We start from the raw sequence: 16,338 nt of genomic DNA on the forward strand, positions 1-16,338 counted from the left end.
GGGCGGCGCCCGTGCTCAGGGCTTGCGGGCGGCCTCGACCAGCCCGATCGCCGCGTCGGCCACCACCTCCGGCCGGTCGATCATCATCAGGTGCGACGACTTCACCACCCGCCGCTCGCTCTTGTGAAAGCTGGCGGCGAGCTGGGCGTGGAAGGTTTGCCAGGGTCCAACGGGCGGGACGCCGGAGCCGTCGGCCTCGCCGGCTGTCAGCACCACCGCCGGAATGTCCTGCAGCAGGGGGCCAATGCGATCGACCTCGTCAGAGGTGGAGGTGAACAGGTTGTCCAGCTCGGAGACCTGGGTGCGCCAGTATTCGGGGCGCAGGCTCAGCTGCCGCTGATGTTCGTCGCCCTTGGACGGCACGCAATCCTTGAGCGCCGGATCGTCTGCCGATGCGTGGGCCGCGCTGGTGAGCCGCTGACACTCCAGCGGCCGGCGTTCGATGGACTCCACCCCGCCCACGCCGGGGCCGTAGATCGCCTGGATCCGCTGAGTCTGGTGCTCGACGGAGGTGTCCACGAACACCAAGCCGACCACTTCGTCGCGGCGACGAGCCGCGAACAGCCGCGCATAGAGGCCGCCCGCCGAATGGCCGATGACCACGAACGGCCCCTTGATTCGCCCTGCCTTCAGGCCGGCGTCCAGATCCCGCGCGATCGCCGCCCCATCCCGCGGCATGGGCCCCGGGTCGCTGAAGCCGTAGCCCGCCCGGTCGTAGGCGCAGACCCGGGTCACCTGGGCGATCCGCGGCGCCACCTTGAACCAGGCGTTGGAATCGGCCCCGAAGCCGGACTCCAGCAGGACCGTGGGCGATCCCTGGCCGGCGCAGCGGAAATTCAGCTTGCGGTGGTCAGGCAAGGTGACAAGCCGCCCAGGCTTCGATGCCGGATCGCCCGCGAAGGCGCCAAGCGCCGCCCCCGCGCCGATCGCCGCCAGCGCGATCACGCCCGCCGCCGCGGCGGCCATTTGCATCCGTCGGACCGACCAGGTCGTCATGCGGCATCTCTAGCCGCCGCGCCCCATCACGTCACGTTCAGTGCGGGAATCTTCCAGATGGGCTAATAGAATGGGGCGATATGTTTAAGGCCAAGGTGACCTTGCGTTAGGGCTTGGATCCTAGCCTCTCCCGATCGGGCCTCGTAGGCGCGCCGCGACAATGCGCTCGCCTCACAGGCGAGGTAGGATCGGATAAGGAGCGCCTCGGGGGCAGGTGTGAGGATGGGATTGCCGATCAATTTCCAGACGGGCCTGGTTCCCGCGCTTGCCGTGCTGGCGAGCGCCGCGCTGGCCTGCGCCTCGCCGGCGTCGGCCCAGGTGCTGGCGATCGGCGACGACGGCGCGGTGACCACCTATTCGGGCCCGGCGGTCTATTCCAGCGAAGGCGTGCGCCCGATCGCCCCGCCGCCGGCCGCGGCGCCGACCCGCGCCGCGCCGCAGGAGGTTTCCCAGGCGATCCAGGACGCCTCGGCGCGTCACGCGGTGAGCCCACCGCTCGCCCTCGCCGTCGCCTGGCAGGAATCCCACTTCAACCAGGCCGCCGTCTCGCCCAAGGGCGCCATGGGGGTGATGCAGCTCATGCCCGGCACCGCCCGGACGCTCGGCGTCGACGCCACGGACCTGAAGGGCAATATCGAGGGCGGCGTCGCCTACCTCGCCCAGCTCCTGCAGCGTTTCGGCGACCTGCCGCGCGCGCTCGCGGCCTACAACGCCGGACCGGAAGCCGTGGAGCGCTACCGCGGCGTGCCGCCGTTCGCCGAGACCCAGGCCTATGTGAAGGGCGTCCTCGGACGCCTGCCGCTGACCGTGGCGGCCCAGAAATCGCCCGTCGTGGGTGTGGAGTGACGATGACCAAGACCCCTGCCCTCGCCCGCCACGCCCTGCTCGCCTCCCTTGTGGCCGCCGCCGGCCAGGCCCACGCGCAGTCTGTCGGCGATCCGGCCGGATCCTCGCCGCTGATCGCGGCGCTGGACTGGGTGCAGGGCACCCTGCTCGGCAACCTGGCCACCACGGCCGCGGTGATCGCCGTGGCCGCGGTCGGCTTCCTCATGCTGACGGGACGTATGGACTGGCGGCGCGGCCTCACGGTGGTCATCGGCTGTTTCATCATCTTCGGCGCCGTCTCGATCGTGGCCGGCATCCGCTCCCTGGCCGGCGGGCTGCACTGACCATGGCGCAGCTGTCCTCCGACCCCGTCTTCGCGGCGCTCACCCGCCCGCAGATGATCGGCGGGGTGACCTACGCCTTCGCGGTCTTCAACCTGGTGGTGACGGTCGAGGCGTTCCTGATCACGCGGTCGTTCTGGGCGCTCGGCGTGGCGGCGGTGCTGCACGCAGCCGGCTACCTCGGCTGCCTGCGCGAGCCGCGCTTCTTCGACATCTGGATCACCAAGCTGCGCACCTGCCCGCGGGTGGCCAACTTCGGTTTCTGGCGCGGGAACTCGTACCGCCCATGAGCCGCAGCTTCCTTTCCCTGGGCGTGGGCAAATCCCTGGCGCCCCGCGAGGTCCCGATCGGCGACCGGCTGCCCTATCTGGGGCATCTCGACGACGTGACGCTGCAGACCCGCGATGGCCTGCTGGTCCAGACCCTGCACCTCGCCGGCTTCCCGTCGGAGACCGCGCCCGACGACGAACTCAACTATCGCAAGGCGATCCGCGAGACGGTGCTGCGCGGCGCGGCGAGCTCCAGGCTGGCGATCTACCATCACGTGGTGCGCCGTCGGGTGACGCCGGCCTTCCCGGAGCCGCCGGAAGAAGCATTCTGCGCCGGGTTGGACGCGGGCTGGCGCGAACGGCTGGCCGGCCGCCGGCTCTACGTCAACGACATCTTCCTGACCCTGGTCCGCCGGCCCTTGCAGGGCGGCGCCGGCATCCTCGAGCGGCTGCTGAAGCAGCCCGGCGCCAAGCAGGCCGACATCGAACGCGAGCTGCGCGCCCTGCACGCCAGCCGCGACGCTTTCTCCGCCGCGCTCGCGCCCTATGGGCCACGGACGCTGTCGCTCTATGCCGGCCCCGGCGGCGCCCAGCGCTCCGAGCCCGCCGAGTTCCTGGGCCTGATCCTGAACGGCGAATTGCGGCCGGTGCTCAACCCGACCGGCGACCTCGGCCAGGCGCTGGCCACGCGGCGCCTGAGCTTCGGCCTGGACGCCATGGAGTTCGGGGCGGCGACCACGCCCGCCAGCTTCGGGGCGATGATCTCGCTGAAGGACTATCCGGCCCGCACCGCGCCCGGCCTGCTGGACGGGGTGCTGCGCCTGCCCATGGAAATGGTGCTGACTGAGAGCTTCGCCTACGTCGAGCGCCAGCAGGCCCTGGACCGCATGGGCCTGGCGCTGCGCCGCCTGCGCGCCGCCGACGACGACGCCTACAGCCTGCGCGCCGAACTGGCCCAGGCGCGTGACGACGTGGGCGCCGGCCGCGCCGCGTATGGCGAGCACGCCCTGACGATCCTGGCCAAGGGCGACACCCTGGACGAGCTCGACGGCGCGGTGGCCGACGTGCAGTCGGCGCTGGCCGAAGCCGGCGCGATCGCCGTGCGCGAGGACACCAACCTGGAGCCCGCGTTCTGGGCGCAGTTCCCGGGCAACCTGAAGTTCACCGCCCGCAGGGCCCTGGTCTCGGTCGCCAATTTCGCTAGCCTGGCCAGCTTCCACAACCATCCGACCGGCCAGGCGGAGGGCAACCACTGGGGCCCGGCCATCGCGGTGCTGGAGACCACCTCCTTCGGGCCCTACCACTTCAACTTCCACAACGCCGACCTGGGCAACTTCACGGTCATCGGCCCGTCGGGGTCGGGCAAGACGGTGCTGCTCACCTTCCTGCTCGCCCAGGCCGAGCGGCTGAAGCCGCGCATCGCCTATTTCGACAAGGATCGCGGGGCCGAACCCTTCATCCGCGCGATCGGCGGCCGCTACGACGTGATCTCGCCCGGCGAGCCCACTGGCTTCAATCCGCTCGCCCTGCCTGACACGCCGGGCAATCGCTCGTTCCTGGCCGACTGGGTGGGCCAGCTGCTCACCGCCGAAGGCGGCGCGCTGGACGCCGAGGACCGGGCGATGATCGCCGAAGCCATCGACGCCAACTTCGCCCAGGCCCCGAACCACCGGCGGCTGCGCTACCTGCGCGAGCTGTTCCGCGGCGCGCGGCGGCCGCACGCCGGCGACCTGGCCGCCCGCCTGGGCGCCTGGTGCGAGGGCGGCGAGCACGCCTGGCTGTTCGACAACGCCGTCGACCAGCTCGACACCGAGACCCGCATCCTGGGCTTCGACATGACGAAGATCCTGGACGCGCCGACCATCCGCACGCCGGCCATGATGTACCTGTTCCACCGCCTGGAGCAGCGGCTGGACGGCTCGCCGGCGATCATCGTCGTCGACGAGGGTTGGAAGGCGCTGGACGACCCCGTGTTCGTGCGCCGGATCAAGGACTGGGAAAAGACCATCCGCAAGCGCAACGGCCTGGTCGGTTTCTGCACCCAGAGCGCCTCGGACGCCCTGGAGAGCCGGATCGCCTCGGCGATCATCGAACAGGCCGCGACCCAGGTGTTCTTCCCCAATGCGCGCGCCCAGGCCTCGGACTACATCGAGGGCTTCGGCCTCACCGAGCACGAGTTCGAACTGGTGCGCAGCCTGCCGGACACCTCGCGCTGCTTCCTGATCAAGCGCGGCGACCACAGCGTCGTCGCCCGCCTGGACCTTTCCGGGCTCTCAGGCGAACTGGCCGTCCTGGCCGGCACCGAGCGCGCGGTGCGCCGCCTGGAGGCGCTGCGCGGCGAGCTGGGCGACGCGCCGGAGGACTGGCTGGAGCCGTTCATGCAGGGCCGGAGTGCGGCCTGATGGTGTCCTGCTCCAGCATGGTCAGCGATGGGGTGATCCGCGGCGTCCTGGGCGCGGTGGACTGCCAGACCCGCGCCTTCGCCGAGACGGGCTATTCCTCGCTGACCTCGGCCTCGTCGGGCTTCCAGGTGGCGCTGACGGCGCTGCTGACCATCTACGTCGCCCTGGTCGGCTGGCGGATGCTGTTCGCCTCTAATGGCGCGCGGCTCTCCGATGCGCCGGGCATCGCGTTGAAGATCGGCGCCATCCTGGCCCTGGTGACCAGCTGGGCCAACTTCCAGACCCTGGTCTTCGACCTGGCCGCCCGCGCGCCGGGCGAGATTTCCGCCGCCATCGCCGCGCCGCTGCAGTCCAACAGCGCGCTCGCCGCCGACCCGGTCGGCGGCCTGCAGGCGGCCTACGACCAGCTGACCCGCTCGGCGGTGGCCTTCGGCGGGGCCGCCGGGCCGAACGCCAAGCCCTACGCCAGTCCCGCCGCCTCCGCCGCCGACGCGCTTTCGGCCGCTTCCGGGGCGATGTTCATGACCACCGCCGGCGTGATCGCCGCCGCGACCCTGGCGATCGGGGTGCTGACGGCCGTCGGCCCGGTGTTCATCGCGCTCTTCCTGATCCCCGCCACGCGAGGGTTCTTCGTGGGCTGGGTGCGCGCGCTGGGCGCCGCGGCCCTGACCCTGATGCTGGGCTGGCTGGGCGTGGTGCTGCTGCTCTCGGTGCTGCAGCCCTGGCTCGTCGCCCTGGCCGAGGAGCAGCGGGCGGGCGTCCTGCACACCCAGACCGCGACCAGTGCGGCCGCCCTCGTCGCCGTGTTCGCGGCCGGCCAGGTGGCCCTGCTGATCGCCGCCTGCGTCATGGCCTTCGCGTTCCGCCTTCGCGGCCGGGCCGAGGGCGTCGGCCGCCGCGTCGCCGCGACGAGCGCGCCGGACCGCACGATCCTGACGCCCGAACCCTCCCGCGCGCAGCGGCTGGCGTTCGACCTGCAGCGCGACAGCGGCCAGGCCATCAGCCGCGACCGCACGATCCAGCTGGCCGCCGCAACCGTCTCGGCAGGCCGCCCAGCCGCCGAGACCAAGTCGCCGACCCGGCTCGGCGACGACTATCGCCGCCCCGCCGTGACCGCGCGCCGCCTGAAAGTCAGCCGATGAAGCGTACCCATCCCTTCGCCGCCGCCATCGCGACGCTCGCCCTGCTGGCCGCCGCGCCGGCCGGCGCCGTCACGCCGCATCCCGGCTCCGGTGACCCGCGCATCCACGAGGTCATGTACGATCCCAGCGAGGTGGTGGAGCTGCATGGCGCGCTCGGCTTCCAGCTGTCGGTGGAGTTCGACCCGGCCGAGAAGATCGAGAACGTCGCCATCGGCGATTCCCTGGGCTGGCAGGTCACGCCCAACCGCAAGGCCAACCTGCTGTTCCTGAAGCCCATGGCGCAACGGCCCACCACCAACATGACGGTGATCACCAACCTGCGCCGCTACAACTTCGAGCTCAGCGTCGTGCCGGCGAAGAACAAGGCCGCCCTGAAGGCGATCCCCTTCAGCGTGCGCTTCCTCTATCCGCCGCCGGTGGTCGCGATCGTCGAGCCGCCGCCGCCGCCGCCGCCGCCACAGGACCGCAATCACGCCTACAGCTACCAGGGCTCGACGCTCCTGTTGCCGGCGCGAATGTTCGACGACGGCGAGGCCACCTATTTCACATTCCGCGACCATGAGGACCTGCCAGCGATCTACGCCGTCGACGGCGCCGGCGCCGAGGCCGTGGTCAATTCGCACATCCGTGACGGCTATATTGTGGTGGATCGGGTCGCGCCGAGCTTCGTGCTGCGCCGCGGCAAGGAGGTCACCCATGTGTTCAACGACGGCTACCGCACCCAGCAGCTGACCGAGCTCGCCCCGCAGCCGAAGAAGAAAGACCCCTGGTGGCGCCGATGACCTTCATGAACAACCGCCTCGAACCCGACAGCGCCGAGCCCTTGAGCCCCGTCTATGCGCGCGTCGACGCCCTGCGCCCGCAGGTCCAGCAGCCGAATTCGCCCTGGACCGTGGTGGTTGGCCTGATCGGCGTCCTGGTCATCGGCGTATCGGTGTTCACGACGCTCAGCCACAGCCGTGAGGCGCGCGCGCAACCGACGCCGCTGAAGCTCGCCGACCAGCCGGCGCCGGCCTGGTCGCAGGGCCTGACCACCCTGCTGGCCCAGAACACCTCCCAGCCGCCCGCCCCGCTGGCGGCCCAGGCCCCGCCGCCGCCCGCGCCCATTCCGGCGCCCGCCGCACCCGTGGTGGTCGCGCCCGACCCGTCGGAGGCCAACTGGAAAGCCCCGGCGGTGGTGGTCGACCTGGGCGACAACTCGGCGGCCGGCGCCGCGCGGGCCATCGGCCAGACCGGCGTGGCCGGGGCGCCCGTCGCCGGCGGCTCGGGTCCGCAGCTCAACCCCGACGAACGCTTCGCAGCGCGGATCAGCGGCTCCAACACCGAGACCGCGCGCGCCGTGCAGATGCGCGACCTCAGCCGCATCGTGCCACAGGGCTTCGTGGTGCCCGCGACCCTGGAGACCGCGATCGACTCCGACCTGCCGGGATCGGTGCGCGCCATGGTGAGCCGCGACGTGCGCGGGTTCGACGGCAAGGACGTGCTGATCCCGCGCGGCTCGACCATCATCGGCCAGTACCGCAGCGCCGCGGCCATCGGCCAAAAGCGCGCCTTCGTCGTCTGGTCGCGGATCATCACGCCCACGGGCGTCTCGATCGATGTGGGCTCGCCGGCGACCGACGAACTCGGCCGGGGCGGCCTGTCCGGCAAGGCCGACGAGCACTTCTTTGAGCGCTTCGGCTCGGCGATCCTCTTGTCGGTGATCTCGGCTGGGGTCGACGCCGCCGGGCGCAGCAACGGCAACAGCACCGAACTGGTCATCGGCTCGGCGACCCAGGCCAACCAGGTGGCCAGTATCGCGCTGCAGAAGCAGATCGACATCCCGACCACCATCCGCGTACCGCAGGGCGCGCCGGTGCAGGTTTCCGTGGCCCGCGACCTCGATTTCTCGGGCGTCGCGCCCTATCGGTGAGGACTGGCTCCAGTGAGGATCGCCTCCAGTGAGGATTGGCCGATGAGCAGCCGGTGGTGAGCGCGGGAGTCTATCTCGACGCCTATCTGGCGCCCCTGGCCGCCTGGCTGTCGCGGCCGGACGTCACCGACGTGCTGATCAACCGCCCCGGCGAGGTCTGGATCGAGACGTCCGGCGGGATCATGAGCCGTGAGCCCGCCGACCAGCTCACCGAAGTCGCCCTGCAGCGCCTGGCCCGCCAGATCGCCGCCGCCAGCCATCAGGGCGTCAACCGCGAGCAGCCGCTGCTTTCGGCCACCCTGCCGGACGGGGCGCGCGTGCAGGTGGTCGCCCCGCCCGCCACCCGCGGCGACCTGGCCATGGCGGTGCGCAAGCACTCGCTGTCCGACATGACCCTGGACGAGCTGAACGGCGACGGCCTGTTCAACGCCGCCCGGCGCAGCGACCCCGGCCGCGAGGCCGCCACCGACGCGGCCCTGGAGGCGAAGCTCGACGCCGGCGACATGCTGGGCTTCCTCCGAAGCGCGGTCGCCCTGCGCAAGACCATCGTGATCTCCGGCGGCACCGGCAGCGGCAAGACCACCCTGCTGAACGCCCTGGTCAAGGAGATCCCCCCGTCCGAACGGCTGGTGGTCATCGAGGATGCGCCCGAGGTGCGGCTGAACCATCCCAACGCCGTGGGCCTGATCTCGGTGCGCGGCGAACTCGGCGAGGCCCAGGTGGACGCCGACGACCTGCTGGCCGCGGCGCTGCGCCTACGCCCAGACCGCATCCTGCTAGGCGAGCTGCGCGGCAAGGAGGCCTTCGCCTTCCTGCGGGCGGTGAACAGCGGCCACCCGGGCTCGATCACCACCATCCACGCCGACAGCCCGACCGGGGCGCTCGATCAGATCGCGCTCCTGGCGCTGACGTCCGGGGTCGACCTCGGCTGGGACAAGGTGCAGGCCTATGTCAGCCGCGTGGTGGATGTGGTCGTCCAGCTCGACCGGACGGTGGGCGCGCGGCGCCTGACCGAGGTGTTGTTCCGTTCGCGCCAGTTCCGCCGGCGCGCCGACGACTAGCCGCCTATTTGTCGATCCCGTACCGATAGACCGCGCGAAGGCCGAAGTCGCCCAGGCCTGGGTTCTGCGGGCCCGCCAGCTGCGCGTGGCTCTGGTGGATCCAGGACATCTCCACCGACCAGCGGTCCGTCGCCTTCCAGCCCAGCGACCATTCCGGCTCGAACAGGAAGCGCGAGCCGAGGTCGAGCTTGGTCTCGAGCTGGTGGATGCGAAAGGCGACCTGCGCGGGCGTCAGGCCCGGGTCATTGGGGTCCGCCAGGTTCACGTCGCCGGTGTGGATCGAGGCGCCGATTCCCGGCTCGAAATAGAAGCGGTCGTCAGGCCCGAACTTGAAGCGCCAGTCGAAACCAGCCGCCGCATAGTCGGTGCCGCCATCGGTGTTGAGGCCCACAAGGAAGTGCACGTGCGGCTTCCAGATGAAGGACAGCTCGTCCAGCGAGGCCGTGCGGAAGCCGCCCACGATCTCCTTGCCGTGCTCGAAGTGGCCGATCGAGATGCGGTCGGCGATGTCGTGCTGATAGACGCCCAGGAACGCCTCGCCGGCCCGGGCCGAGCCCGCGCCCAAGGTCGCAATCGCCGCCATGGCCAGAGGTTTGAACGTCATCGGAACTCCTCACTCGGAGTCCGCTCTTAAGCCTAACCAATTGCCAATTCCTTGAGCGCAATGTCGCGCCGTCGCCGGCTGTGGCATCTTCCGCGGCCGGGCCTGCGTATCGCTTGCGTGGCCATCGAACGCCGCGTGGAAAGGATCTCGGGACGATCATGTCGCTCTGGCTGCTGGTGCTAGTGTTGCCCGTGCTGGTCCTTGCGGTCGGCCTCTTCGTCCTGTCCCTCGACCGCGCCGAACGGCGCGCGCGGCGCGGCCTCTACCGCAACCTGGGCCTGGAGGACGTGACCGTCGAATTCCTGATGGAGCGGAACCGCGGGGTCCTCAAGGAGATCACCTTTGTGCGCGGCTACGGCGAGGCCGCCATCCGCGAGGCCCAAGCGACGGCGGCCGAACGCAGCCGCAATGTGAAGCTGCTGCGGCCCCGGCTGCAGGTCGTGGCGCCGGACCCGTCGAAGGATCCGCCGCCGCCCGACGCCCCGCCGGCCAAGGACGACGGCGCCTGAGGGCAAGGGCCCGATTCTTACCGCGATTAACGGCTTGCTCAGCCGGCCCTGGCATTGTCGCCCCGACAAGACGCGAGGCGAAGCCAAGATGCCGTACGACACGGGCGCCCCGGGCGCCGAGACCGACGCGTCCAATCCCATCCGTCGAGGTCCTCTGCGCCCCTCACGCCTCGCCAGCGCCCGCTCGCGCCTGGGCGGTGACGCCCTCGCCCGCCTGATCCAGGGCAGCGACCTGGTGCTGCTGGCAGGCCTGCTCGACATGCGCTGGATGGCTCATGTCACCGGCGGCCAATTCCTGCTGCTGCTGGCGGCTTCGGCGCTGGTCGCCGGCGCCCTGGCCAGCTTCGACGCCTATCAACTGAGCGCCCGCGAGCGCCTGCACCGCCATCTCTACCGGGTGATCGGCGCGGTCGGCGGCGCCGGCCTGATGATGCTGACCCTTGTCTCGGTGACCTCACCTGAGGCCCGCGACGCGAACATCCTGACCATTGTCGACTGGTGCCTGAAGGCCGTCGCTGTGCTCGGCGCGGCGCACCTCGCCTGGTTCGCCTATATCCGGCGTCTCCGGCGCCAAGGCTTCCTGACCCCTAACCTGATCATCGTGGGCGCGACGCCCGCCGCCGAACGCCTGGTCAGCGCGGCCCTGGCCAGCCGCGAAGTGAACATCCTGGGCATCTTCGACGACCGCGGCCAGCGTGCGCCGCGCCACATCTTCGGCGTGCCAGTTCTGGGCCGCACGGCCCAGGTGAAGGACCACCGGCTGCTGCCGTTCGTCGACCGGATCGTGGTCGCCGTGCCCTCCGGCGCCACCGCGCGGATCGCCCAGCTGCTCCACGATCTGGCGCCGGTGCCCAACGCGGTGAGCCTGCTGATGGACGGGTTCGAAGCCGCCGACGAGCGCGCCGCCCACGAGCGCCTTCTGGAGATGCCGCTGGCCCATCTGGCCGGCGCCCAGCGCGGCGCGCTGCAGGCGGTCCTCAAGCGCGTGGTGGACGTCTCCTTCAGCATCGGCGGCCTGATCGTGCTGGCGCCCGCCCTGGTGGCCATCGCCATCGCCATCCGCCTGGACAGCCCCGGTCCGATCCTCTTCAAGCAGCGCCGCCACGGCTACCTCAACGAGGAGGTGGTGGTCTGGAAGTTCCGCTCGATGAAGACCGAGATGAGCGACTACGCCGCCGCGCGCCAGGTCACCGCCGACGACGACCGGGTGACCAAAGTCGGCCGCTTCCTGCGCCGCACCAGCCTGGACGAATTGCCGCAACTCTGGAACGTCATTCGTGGCGAGATGTCCCTGGTGGGGCCCCGGCCCCACGCCATCGGCATGCTGGCCGAGGGCAAGGAGGCCTCCAAGCTGGTGGAAACCTACGCCCACCGCCACCGCATGAAGCCCGGCCTCACCGGCTGGGCGGCCATCAACGGCTCCCGGGGGCCGGCCGACACCCCTGAGGCGATCCGCCGCCGCGTGGCGCTGGACCTTGAATATGTGGAGCGGCAGTCCGTCTGGTTCGACCTGGCGATCATCTTCAAGACCCTGCCCTGCGTGCTCGGAGACACCGAAACGGTGCGCTAGGGCCGGCCGCCGCGGACCTCACTCGTTGTCGAACCACTTGGTGTAGTAGCTGTCGAAGTTGATCAGGTATTCGACGGTCGGGATGTCGATGTGGGTCACCCGGGCGGTGCGGGTGTAGCGGTAGGCGAACTCCCAATCTTCCTTGGGATAGGTGAGCTTGGTCCTCGGCAGGCGGCTGAACAGGGTGTCGGCCTGGCGCCGCACCGCGATCGAATTGGCGTCGATATAGTTGTCGCCGTCGGCGAGTTTCCGGCGGTCGAACGGATGCGAAATGACATCGAACTCCGAGCCGTCGGCCATCCGGCGGCGGATGGAGGTGTAGACGAAATCGGCGCCCGCCTCCAAAGCCCCGACCGTCAGCGTCAGGTGATTGGGGGTCCAGGTGTTGTCGTCGTCGAGGAAGGCGATGTACTTCGACTTCGAGAGCCGGATTCCGACGTTCCGGACGATGCCCAGCACCGCCGAGTTGCGCGACAGCGAATTGGCGAACACCCGCGGATCGTCCGGCAGCTTGGGCGGCAGGCCCGCGCCGTCATCGACGATGATGATCACGAAGTCCTGGAAATCCTGGGCGAGGATCGACTCCACCGCCATGACCACCTGCTCGGGCCGCTTGTAGGTCGGCACGACGCAGGCCACCGTCGCCTCCGCGGGCCGCGCCAGTTGGGCTGACAGGCGGCGCACTTCAGCGTCCTCGAACGCGACGAGCCCGGGAGTCCGATGGCCCATCACCAGCTTGTTGCGGAACTCGAGCGCCGGCCAGATCCCGATCGTATCGCGGATCCACTGCTTCGGCGCCTTGGTCAGAAGGCTAAGGTCCATCGTCTCCCTTCGCCGGTCCACGGCGGCTGCTGCAGCGGTTGGCTGCGTCTATACGAGCGCCGGATTGATCAGCCCTTAGCGACGAGCGGCTGACGCGAAGAGTCGTCGCGCTCCCACACATACGTCCCCGACTGCTTCATCTGCCGCCTCGCCCGCAACCAGGACGCTACTGCGATATAGACGTAGGGGAAGGCCGAAAGCCAGAGCGCGGGCCGCGCGGCGATGGCGCCTAGGGCGCGGCCGTAGTTCTTGCTGCGGGTCTCCTGCGTCATCTGGGTCGGATAGAGCTTGCGCAACTGCAGTACGCCCAGCCGGCTGCGCGTCTTGATCTTCAGCAGGTCACCGAAGGTGGCCGGGACGCGGACCTCGCTGACCGCGGCGTCGACCTGCACCCTTTCGCCCGGCCCGAACAGCGAACGGACATAGCCATCGTCGGCGATCACGTCGGGGAAGATATCGAAACGGGCGCGGCCCTCGCGGCTGAGCGCGAAGGCGCCGGTGCCGATCATGCCGTCGCGGATGTAGGGCAAGGCCGTCCAGAACCGGTAGTAGGCGCGAACCGCCCACTGGGTGGCGGGCAGGAAGACGCTCTCGGCCCGCGGGGCGGCGGCCAGGGCCGGCGGCTGCGCCAGGGCGGCCTCGATCAAGGTGAGCGACCTCGGCGTGAGCACGATGTCGGCGTCCAGGTAGATGCGCGGAAAGGCCCGCGCCGCCGCGTCGCCCAGGTTCAGCGCGTTGGTCTTGGACGGGACGTCCGTCTCCACGACGCTCACCCGTTCGCCGAACCCGCGGGCGACGCCGGCGGTGTCGTCGGAGCAGCCGTTGCAGACCACCACGATCTCGATTTCGTCGGCCCCGTAGCCGTCACAGAGCGCGCCCAGGCAGCGTCCGATGACCGACGCTTCATTATGCGCGGGGATGATGACGGAGATCAGGGACGTGATCCTTCGGCTCGCAGCGCCCCGGAGTCCGGATTCGCAGCGTTCATTGTAGCCCTTGCCTCATGCGCCGGAACCTCTGAATCTCGAGCAAATCCCGCCGGAAGCCGCTTGGTCCGCATCCCGGCGGCGTGGCCGTTATCGATTTACTGAGACGCGGGATTCTAGGTGTGGTCGACAGCACGGGGCGGCCGGAGGGGCAGAGCATGGCGGACACGCAGGCAGCGGTCTCGACCGGGATTGCGGCGTCGGCCGGACGCGACCGGCCCGTGCGCATCTGCCTCGCCGGATCGGGCGGCGGCCATGTGCGCCAGCTCCTCGACCTGCAGCCGCTCTGGGCCGACCACGACTATTTCTTCGTCACCGAGGACACCGCGCTCGGCCAGAGCCTGGCTGCCGACCATCGCACCTATCTCGTCCCGCACTTCGCGTGGGGCCAGGCCAAGCTGGGGACCCCCTTCCGCATGCTGGCCGCGGCCTTCAGGAGCTTCTTCCAGTCGGCGTCGATCATCCTCCGCGAACGGCCCGACATCGTGATCAGCACCGGCGCCGGCGCGGTCTATTTCCCCGTGGTCTGGGCCAAGCTCGCGGGCGCGCGGGTGGTGGTGATCGAATCCTTCGCGCGCTTCGAGGGGCCCTCGCTGTTCGGCCGTCTGGCCGCGCCGCTGGCCCATGACCTCGTCGTCCAGTCGCCCAAGCTGGCGGCGGCCTATCCGAAGGCCCACGTCTTCGACCCGATGCGGATGCTGGACGGGCCGGCGCCCGCGAAGCAGCCCCTGGTCTTCGCGACGGTTGGCGCCACCCTGCCGTTCAACCGCCTGGTGGAAAGCGTCGCGGCTCTGCACGCCGAAGGTGCGATCCCCGAGCGGATCCTCGTCCAGACCGGAATCGGCGGCGCGACCCCGGCCGGCTTGAAGGTGGTCGAAACCTTGCCCTTCGATGAGGTGAAGGCGCTGCTGCGCGACGCCGCCATCGTGATCTGCCACGGCGGCACCGGCTCGCTGATCACCGCCTTGCGCGAGGGTTGCCAGGTCATCGCCATGCCGCGTCTGGCCGAGCTCGGTGAGCATTACGACGACCATCAGGCCGAGATCACCAGCGCCTTCGCCCAGCGCGGGCTGGTGCTGGTGGCCAATTCCGTGGACGAGCTGCGCGCGGCGCTGGAGACGGCGCGAACCCGCCGGCCCGTGATGGCCACCAGCGATCCGTCCGCCCTGATCGAGTTCCTGCGCGGGGTGGTCGGCCGCCTTGGCGCCCGCCGCTGACCCTAGCTCAGTCGCCCACCCACGCGGGCTTGCCGCGTTGGTTTCTGACCCCGCTCCACCAACCCTGGAGGGCGTAGCCGATCTGGGCCCAGGCGCCGCGTCTGGCGAAGCGCAGGAACAGCATGGCGAGCGCCCCGAACGTCACCACCGGCAACAGGGCCGGTGAGCAGTCGCGCGTCATCAGGAGCTTGTTGCGCTCGTCCAGGAACACCGGCAGGCGGCCGCGCTCGGAAAGCCGCTTGCCGGCGCCGGTCGTGGTGCCCTGGTGGTGCAGCACCCCCGCGTCCGCCGCCATGCCAAGACGCAGGCCGCTGGCCAGGCCGCGCAGGCACCATTCGACTTCCTCGCCGTAGAGAAAGTAGTCCTCGCGCATCTTGCCGACCCGCTCGACGAAAGCGCGGCCGACCAGCATGGAGGCGCCGCTGAGGTAGGACAGGCGCGGCTCCAGGTCGGGCGAGGCGGGCGCGTCCACCGATCGGCCGTTGTCCAGGGCGATGGCGCGGGCGAGCCAGGGGTTCCAGTGGCCGCCGCGCGAGCCCACGAGGCCGTCGGCGCTGTGGATGGTGCAGCCCACAGCATGGCAGTCGCCAGCCGCCAGCCGCGCGCACATCCGTCCCAGCGCCTCCGGGTCCGGCAGGGTGTCGGGATTGAGGATCCACCAGGCGTCGGCCGATGCGGCGTGATCCATGCAGAGGTTCACGCCGCCGGCGTAGCCCAGATTACCAGGCGCGCACCGCACGCTCACCGGCGCGGTGAGTTCGCCGGTGGCGGCGACCGCGGCGCGCACCGCATCGCAGGCCGCCTCGCCCCCGTTCTCGCAGATCACGACCTCAAAGTCCGCGTGGCGCGTGTGGGCCAGCGCTTTCAGGCAGTTCTGGATGTCATGCAGATTTCTGAAGCCGACGATACAAACAGCAACGTGCATGATTAGGGGGCCCTGGCGTGCTAAGCCGCGTGACGAGAATCCGTTGGCGATCTTTAAAGGTGTCTAGGTCTATCGCCGCGTGACAATCCTATCCCCGACCTCTTTCGATGAAAGGCTGCCAGTGCGCTATGATTCTCTGGCGCTGCGTCGACATCCCCATCTAATAAAATTCTTATAGAATTCCATGCATCCAGACCTTCCTTCACCTGACAGGCGACCCTAGACGCTAGACCATGCGCATCCTGTACAGCTTTCCGCATGCGATTGGCGCGCCGGGAATTGGCACGACCGCCATCCATCAGGTCAGCGGCCTGTTGGCCCGGGGGCACCAAGTCGACGTCATCGCCGCGAGCGTCCACCCGGACGCCGGGACCTTGCCATCGGTGGTCCGCACGATGGTGGTCGGCGGGATGCGGATTCCGCATCGACTGTTCGGCTGGGATCGGGCGGTCGACTATCACGATTTCCGGGTGGCCACCCACCTGCGGCGGGCCGGTGCGACCTATGACGTGGTGCATTGCTGGCCCGGCGCGGTGCTGAAGACCTCACGCGCGGCGAACGATATCGGCGTGCCCTGCGTGCGCGAAGTGCCCAACACCCATACGGCCCATGCCTGCGAAGTCTTCACCGCCCTGTGCGCGGTGCTCGACGTGGAGATTCCGCCGGGCCATTCGCATCGCAAGAACCCTCAGCGCCTCCGCAAGGAAGAGAAGGAATACCTGGCGGCGAAATTCCTGCTGGTGCCGTCTGAGCACGT

17 protein-coding genes are annotated in these 16,338 nt (G+C 70.0%); 12 read left to right on the forward strand and 5 right to left on the reverse strand.

Features of this window, described 5'->3' with window-relative positions:
- Window positions 1-15: 15 nt before the first annotated feature.
- Complete coding sequence (locus VGL85_RS05105) at window positions 16-996, reverse strand: alpha/beta hydrolase (protein WP_331586665.1); 981 nt, start codon at window positions 994-996, stop codon at window positions 16-18.
- 222 nt (window positions 997-1,218) lie between these two features.
- Here VGL85_RS05105 and VGL85_RS05110 point away from each other — a divergent pair, with 222 nt between their 5' ends.
- From VGL85_RS05110 to virB11, 8 genes are read left to right on the forward strand one after another with little or no spacing between them, the layout of a single operon-like run.
- Complete coding sequence (locus tag VGL85_RS05110; RefSeq protein ID WP_331586667.1) at window positions 1,219-1,842, forward strand: lytic transglycosylase domain-containing protein; 624 nt, start codon at window positions 1,219-1,221, stop codon at window positions 1,840-1,842.
- Window positions 1,843-1,844: 2 nt separating this feature from the next.
- Window positions 1,845-2,165, forward strand: coding sequence for a TrbC/VirB2 family protein (locus VGL85_RS05115; RefSeq protein WP_331586669.1), 321 nt, complete (start codon window positions 1,845-1,847; stop codon window positions 2,163-2,165).
- A gap of 2 nt (window positions 2,166-2,167) precedes the next feature.
- On the forward strand, window positions 2,168-2,452 hold the full coding sequence (locus tag VGL85_RS05120; protein WP_331586671.1) for a type IV secretion system protein VirB3: 285 nt from the start codon (window positions 2,168-2,170) through the stop codon (window positions 2,450-2,452).
- Entirely contained in the window at window positions 2,449-4,833 is a 2,385-nt protein-coding gene (locus VGL85_RS05125; RefSeq protein ID WP_331586673.1) for a VirB4 family type IV secretion system protein, read from the forward strand. The genes VGL85_RS05120 and VGL85_RS05125 overlap by 4 nt, the downstream gene beginning before the upstream one ends.
- On the forward strand, window positions 4,833-5,975 hold the full coding sequence (locus VGL85_RS05130) for a type IV secretion system protein (RefSeq protein ID WP_331586675.1): 1,143 nt from the start codon (window positions 4,833-4,835) through the stop codon (window positions 5,973-5,975). Before VGL85_RS05125 ends, VGL85_RS05130 begins: the two co-directional genes overlap by 1 nt.
- Window positions 5,972-6,757 carry a TrbG/VirB9 family P-type conjugative transfer protein gene (locus tag VGL85_RS05135; protein WP_331586677.1) on the forward strand — a complete coding sequence of 262 codons (786 nt, stop codon included), beginning with the start codon at window positions 5,972-5,974 and terminating at the stop codon, window positions 6,755-6,757. The genes VGL85_RS05130 and VGL85_RS05135 overlap by 4 nt, the downstream gene beginning before the upstream one ends.
- Complete coding sequence (virB10, locus tag VGL85_RS05140; protein WP_331586697.1) at window positions 6,754-7,887, forward strand: type IV secretion system protein VirB10; 1,134 nt, start codon at window positions 6,754-6,756, stop codon at window positions 7,885-7,887. Before VGL85_RS05135 ends, virB10 begins: the two co-directional genes overlap by 4 nt.
- A 35-nt stretch (window positions 7,888-7,922) precedes the next feature.
- The gene (virB11, locus tag VGL85_RS05145) at window positions 7,923-8,948 is read left to right on the forward strand and encodes a P-type DNA transfer ATPase VirB11 (protein ID WP_331586679.1); all 1,026 of its coding nucleotides are present in this window, start codon (window positions 7,923-7,925) and stop codon (window positions 8,946-8,948) included.
- Window positions 8,949-8,952: 4 nt separating this feature from the next.
- On the opposite strand, the gene VGL85_RS05150 is transcribed toward virB11, so the two are convergent.
- Window positions 8,953-9,552 (reverse strand): acyloxyacyl hydrolase, encoded by a 600-nt coding sequence (locus VGL85_RS05150; RefSeq protein WP_331586681.1) that lies wholly within the window; start codon window positions 9,550-9,552, stop codon window positions 8,953-8,955.
- 158 nt (window positions 9,553-9,710) lie between these two features.
- Here VGL85_RS05150 and VGL85_RS05155 point away from each other — a divergent pair, with 158 nt between their 5' ends.
- Entirely contained in the window at window positions 9,711-10,061 is a 351-nt protein-coding gene (locus VGL85_RS05155; RefSeq protein ID WP_331586683.1) for a hypothetical protein, read from the forward strand.
- An 88-nt stretch (window positions 10,062-10,149) separates the two neighbouring features.
- The gene (locus tag VGL85_RS05160) at window positions 10,150-11,631 is read left to right on the forward strand and encodes an exopolysaccharide biosynthesis polyprenyl glycosylphosphotransferase (RefSeq protein ID WP_331586685.1); all 1,482 of its coding nucleotides are present in this window, start codon (window positions 10,150-10,152) and stop codon (window positions 11,629-11,631) included.
- Between the two features lie 18 nt (window positions 11,632-11,649).
- Here the strand turns inward: VGL85_RS05160 and VGL85_RS05165 are convergent, their stop codons facing one another.
- Window positions 11,650-12,453: a glycosyltransferase family 2 protein gene (locus tag VGL85_RS05165; protein ID WP_331586687.1), complete on the reverse strand. Its 804-nt coding sequence runs from the start codon at window positions 12,451-12,453 to the stop codon at window positions 11,650-11,652.
- 68 nt (window positions 12,454-12,521) lie between these two features.
- Window positions 12,522-13,397, reverse strand: a complete 876-nt coding sequence (locus tag VGL85_RS05170; protein WP_331586699.1) for a glycosyltransferase family 2 protein — start codon at window positions 13,395-13,397, stop codon at window positions 12,522-12,524.
- A gap of 200 nt (window positions 13,398-13,597) precedes the next feature.
- On the opposite strand from VGL85_RS05170, the gene welK reads away from it, so the two are divergent.
- Complete coding sequence (gene welK, locus VGL85_RS05175; protein WP_331586689.1) at window positions 13,598-14,656, forward strand: beta-1,4-glucuronosyltransferase WelK; 1,059 nt, start codon at window positions 13,598-13,600, stop codon at window positions 14,654-14,656.
- 7 nt (window positions 14,657-14,663) lie between these two features.
- Here welK and VGL85_RS05180 read toward each other — a convergent pair whose 3' ends face one another.
- A complete protein-coding gene (locus VGL85_RS05180) occupies window positions 14,664-15,581 on the reverse strand; it encodes a glycosyltransferase family 2 protein (RefSeq protein ID WP_331586691.1) in 918 nt (305 codons plus the stop codon).
- 233 nt (window positions 15,582-15,814) lie between these two features.
- Here VGL85_RS05180 and VGL85_RS05185 point away from each other — a divergent pair.
- Window positions 15,815-16,338: glycosyltransferase (locus VGL85_RS05185; protein ID WP_331586693.1), on the forward strand; the 524-nt coding region annotated here is incomplete at its 3' end.

The sequence above is a fragment of the Phenylobacterium sp. genome (assembly GCF_036501465.1).
Lineage (GTDB): Bacteria > Pseudomonadota > Alphaproteobacteria > Caulobacterales > Caulobacteraceae > Phenylobacterium.

Bases quoted from the DNA above. Each gene is read 5' to 3' on its own strand.
- virB10 (WP_331586697.1), top strand. From the start codon at position 6,754: ATGACCTTCATGAACAACCGCCTCGAACCCGACAGCGCCGAGCCCTTG.
- VGL85_RS05105 (WP_331586665.1), bottom strand. From the start codon at position 996: ATGACGACCTGGTCGGTCCGACGGATGCAAATGGCCGCCGCGGCGGCG.
- welK (WP_331586689.1), top strand. From the start codon at position 13,598: ATGGCGGACACGCAGGCAGCGGTCTCGACCGGGATTGCGGCGTCGGCC.
- VGL85_RS05130 (WP_331586675.1), top strand. From the start codon at position 4,833: ATGGTGTCCTGCTCCAGCATGGTCAGCGATGGGGTGATCCGCGGCGTC.
- VGL85_RS05165 (WP_331586687.1), bottom strand. From the start codon at position 12,453: ATGGACCTTAGCCTTCTGACCAAGGCGCCGAAGCAGTGGATCCGCGAT.
- VGL85_RS05150 (WP_331586681.1), bottom strand. From the start codon at position 9,552: ATGACGTTCAAACCTCTGGCCATGGCGGCGATTGCGACCTTGGGCGCG.
- VGL85_RS05110 (WP_331586667.1), top strand. From the start codon at position 1,219: ATGGGATTGCCGATCAATTTCCAGACGGGCCTGGTTCCCGCGCTTGCC.
- VGL85_RS05115 (WP_331586669.1), top strand. From the start codon at position 1,845: ATGACCAAGACCCCTGCCCTCGCCCGCCACGCCCTGCTCGCCTCCCTT.
- VGL85_RS05155 (WP_331586683.1), top strand. From the start codon at position 9,711: ATGTCGCTCTGGCTGCTGGTGCTAGTGTTGCCCGTGCTGGTCCTTGCG.
- VGL85_RS05135 (WP_331586677.1), top strand. From the start codon at position 5,972: ATGAAGCGTACCCATCCCTTCGCCGCCGCCATCGCGACGCTCGCCCTG.
- VGL85_RS05120 (WP_331586671.1), top strand. From the start codon at position 2,168: ATGGCGCAGCTGTCCTCCGACCCCGTCTTCGCGGCGCTCACCCGCCCG.
- VGL85_RS05180 (WP_331586691.1), bottom strand. From the start codon at position 15,581: ATGCACGTTGCTGTTTGTATCGTCGGCTTCAGAAATCTGCATGACATC.
- VGL85_RS05125 (WP_331586673.1), top strand. From the start codon at position 2,449: ATGAGCCGCAGCTTCCTTTCCCTGGGCGTGGGCAAATCCCTGGCGCCC.
- VGL85_RS05160 (WP_331586685.1), top strand. From the start codon at position 10,150: ATGCCGTACGACACGGGCGCCCCGGGCGCCGAGACCGACGCGTCCAAT.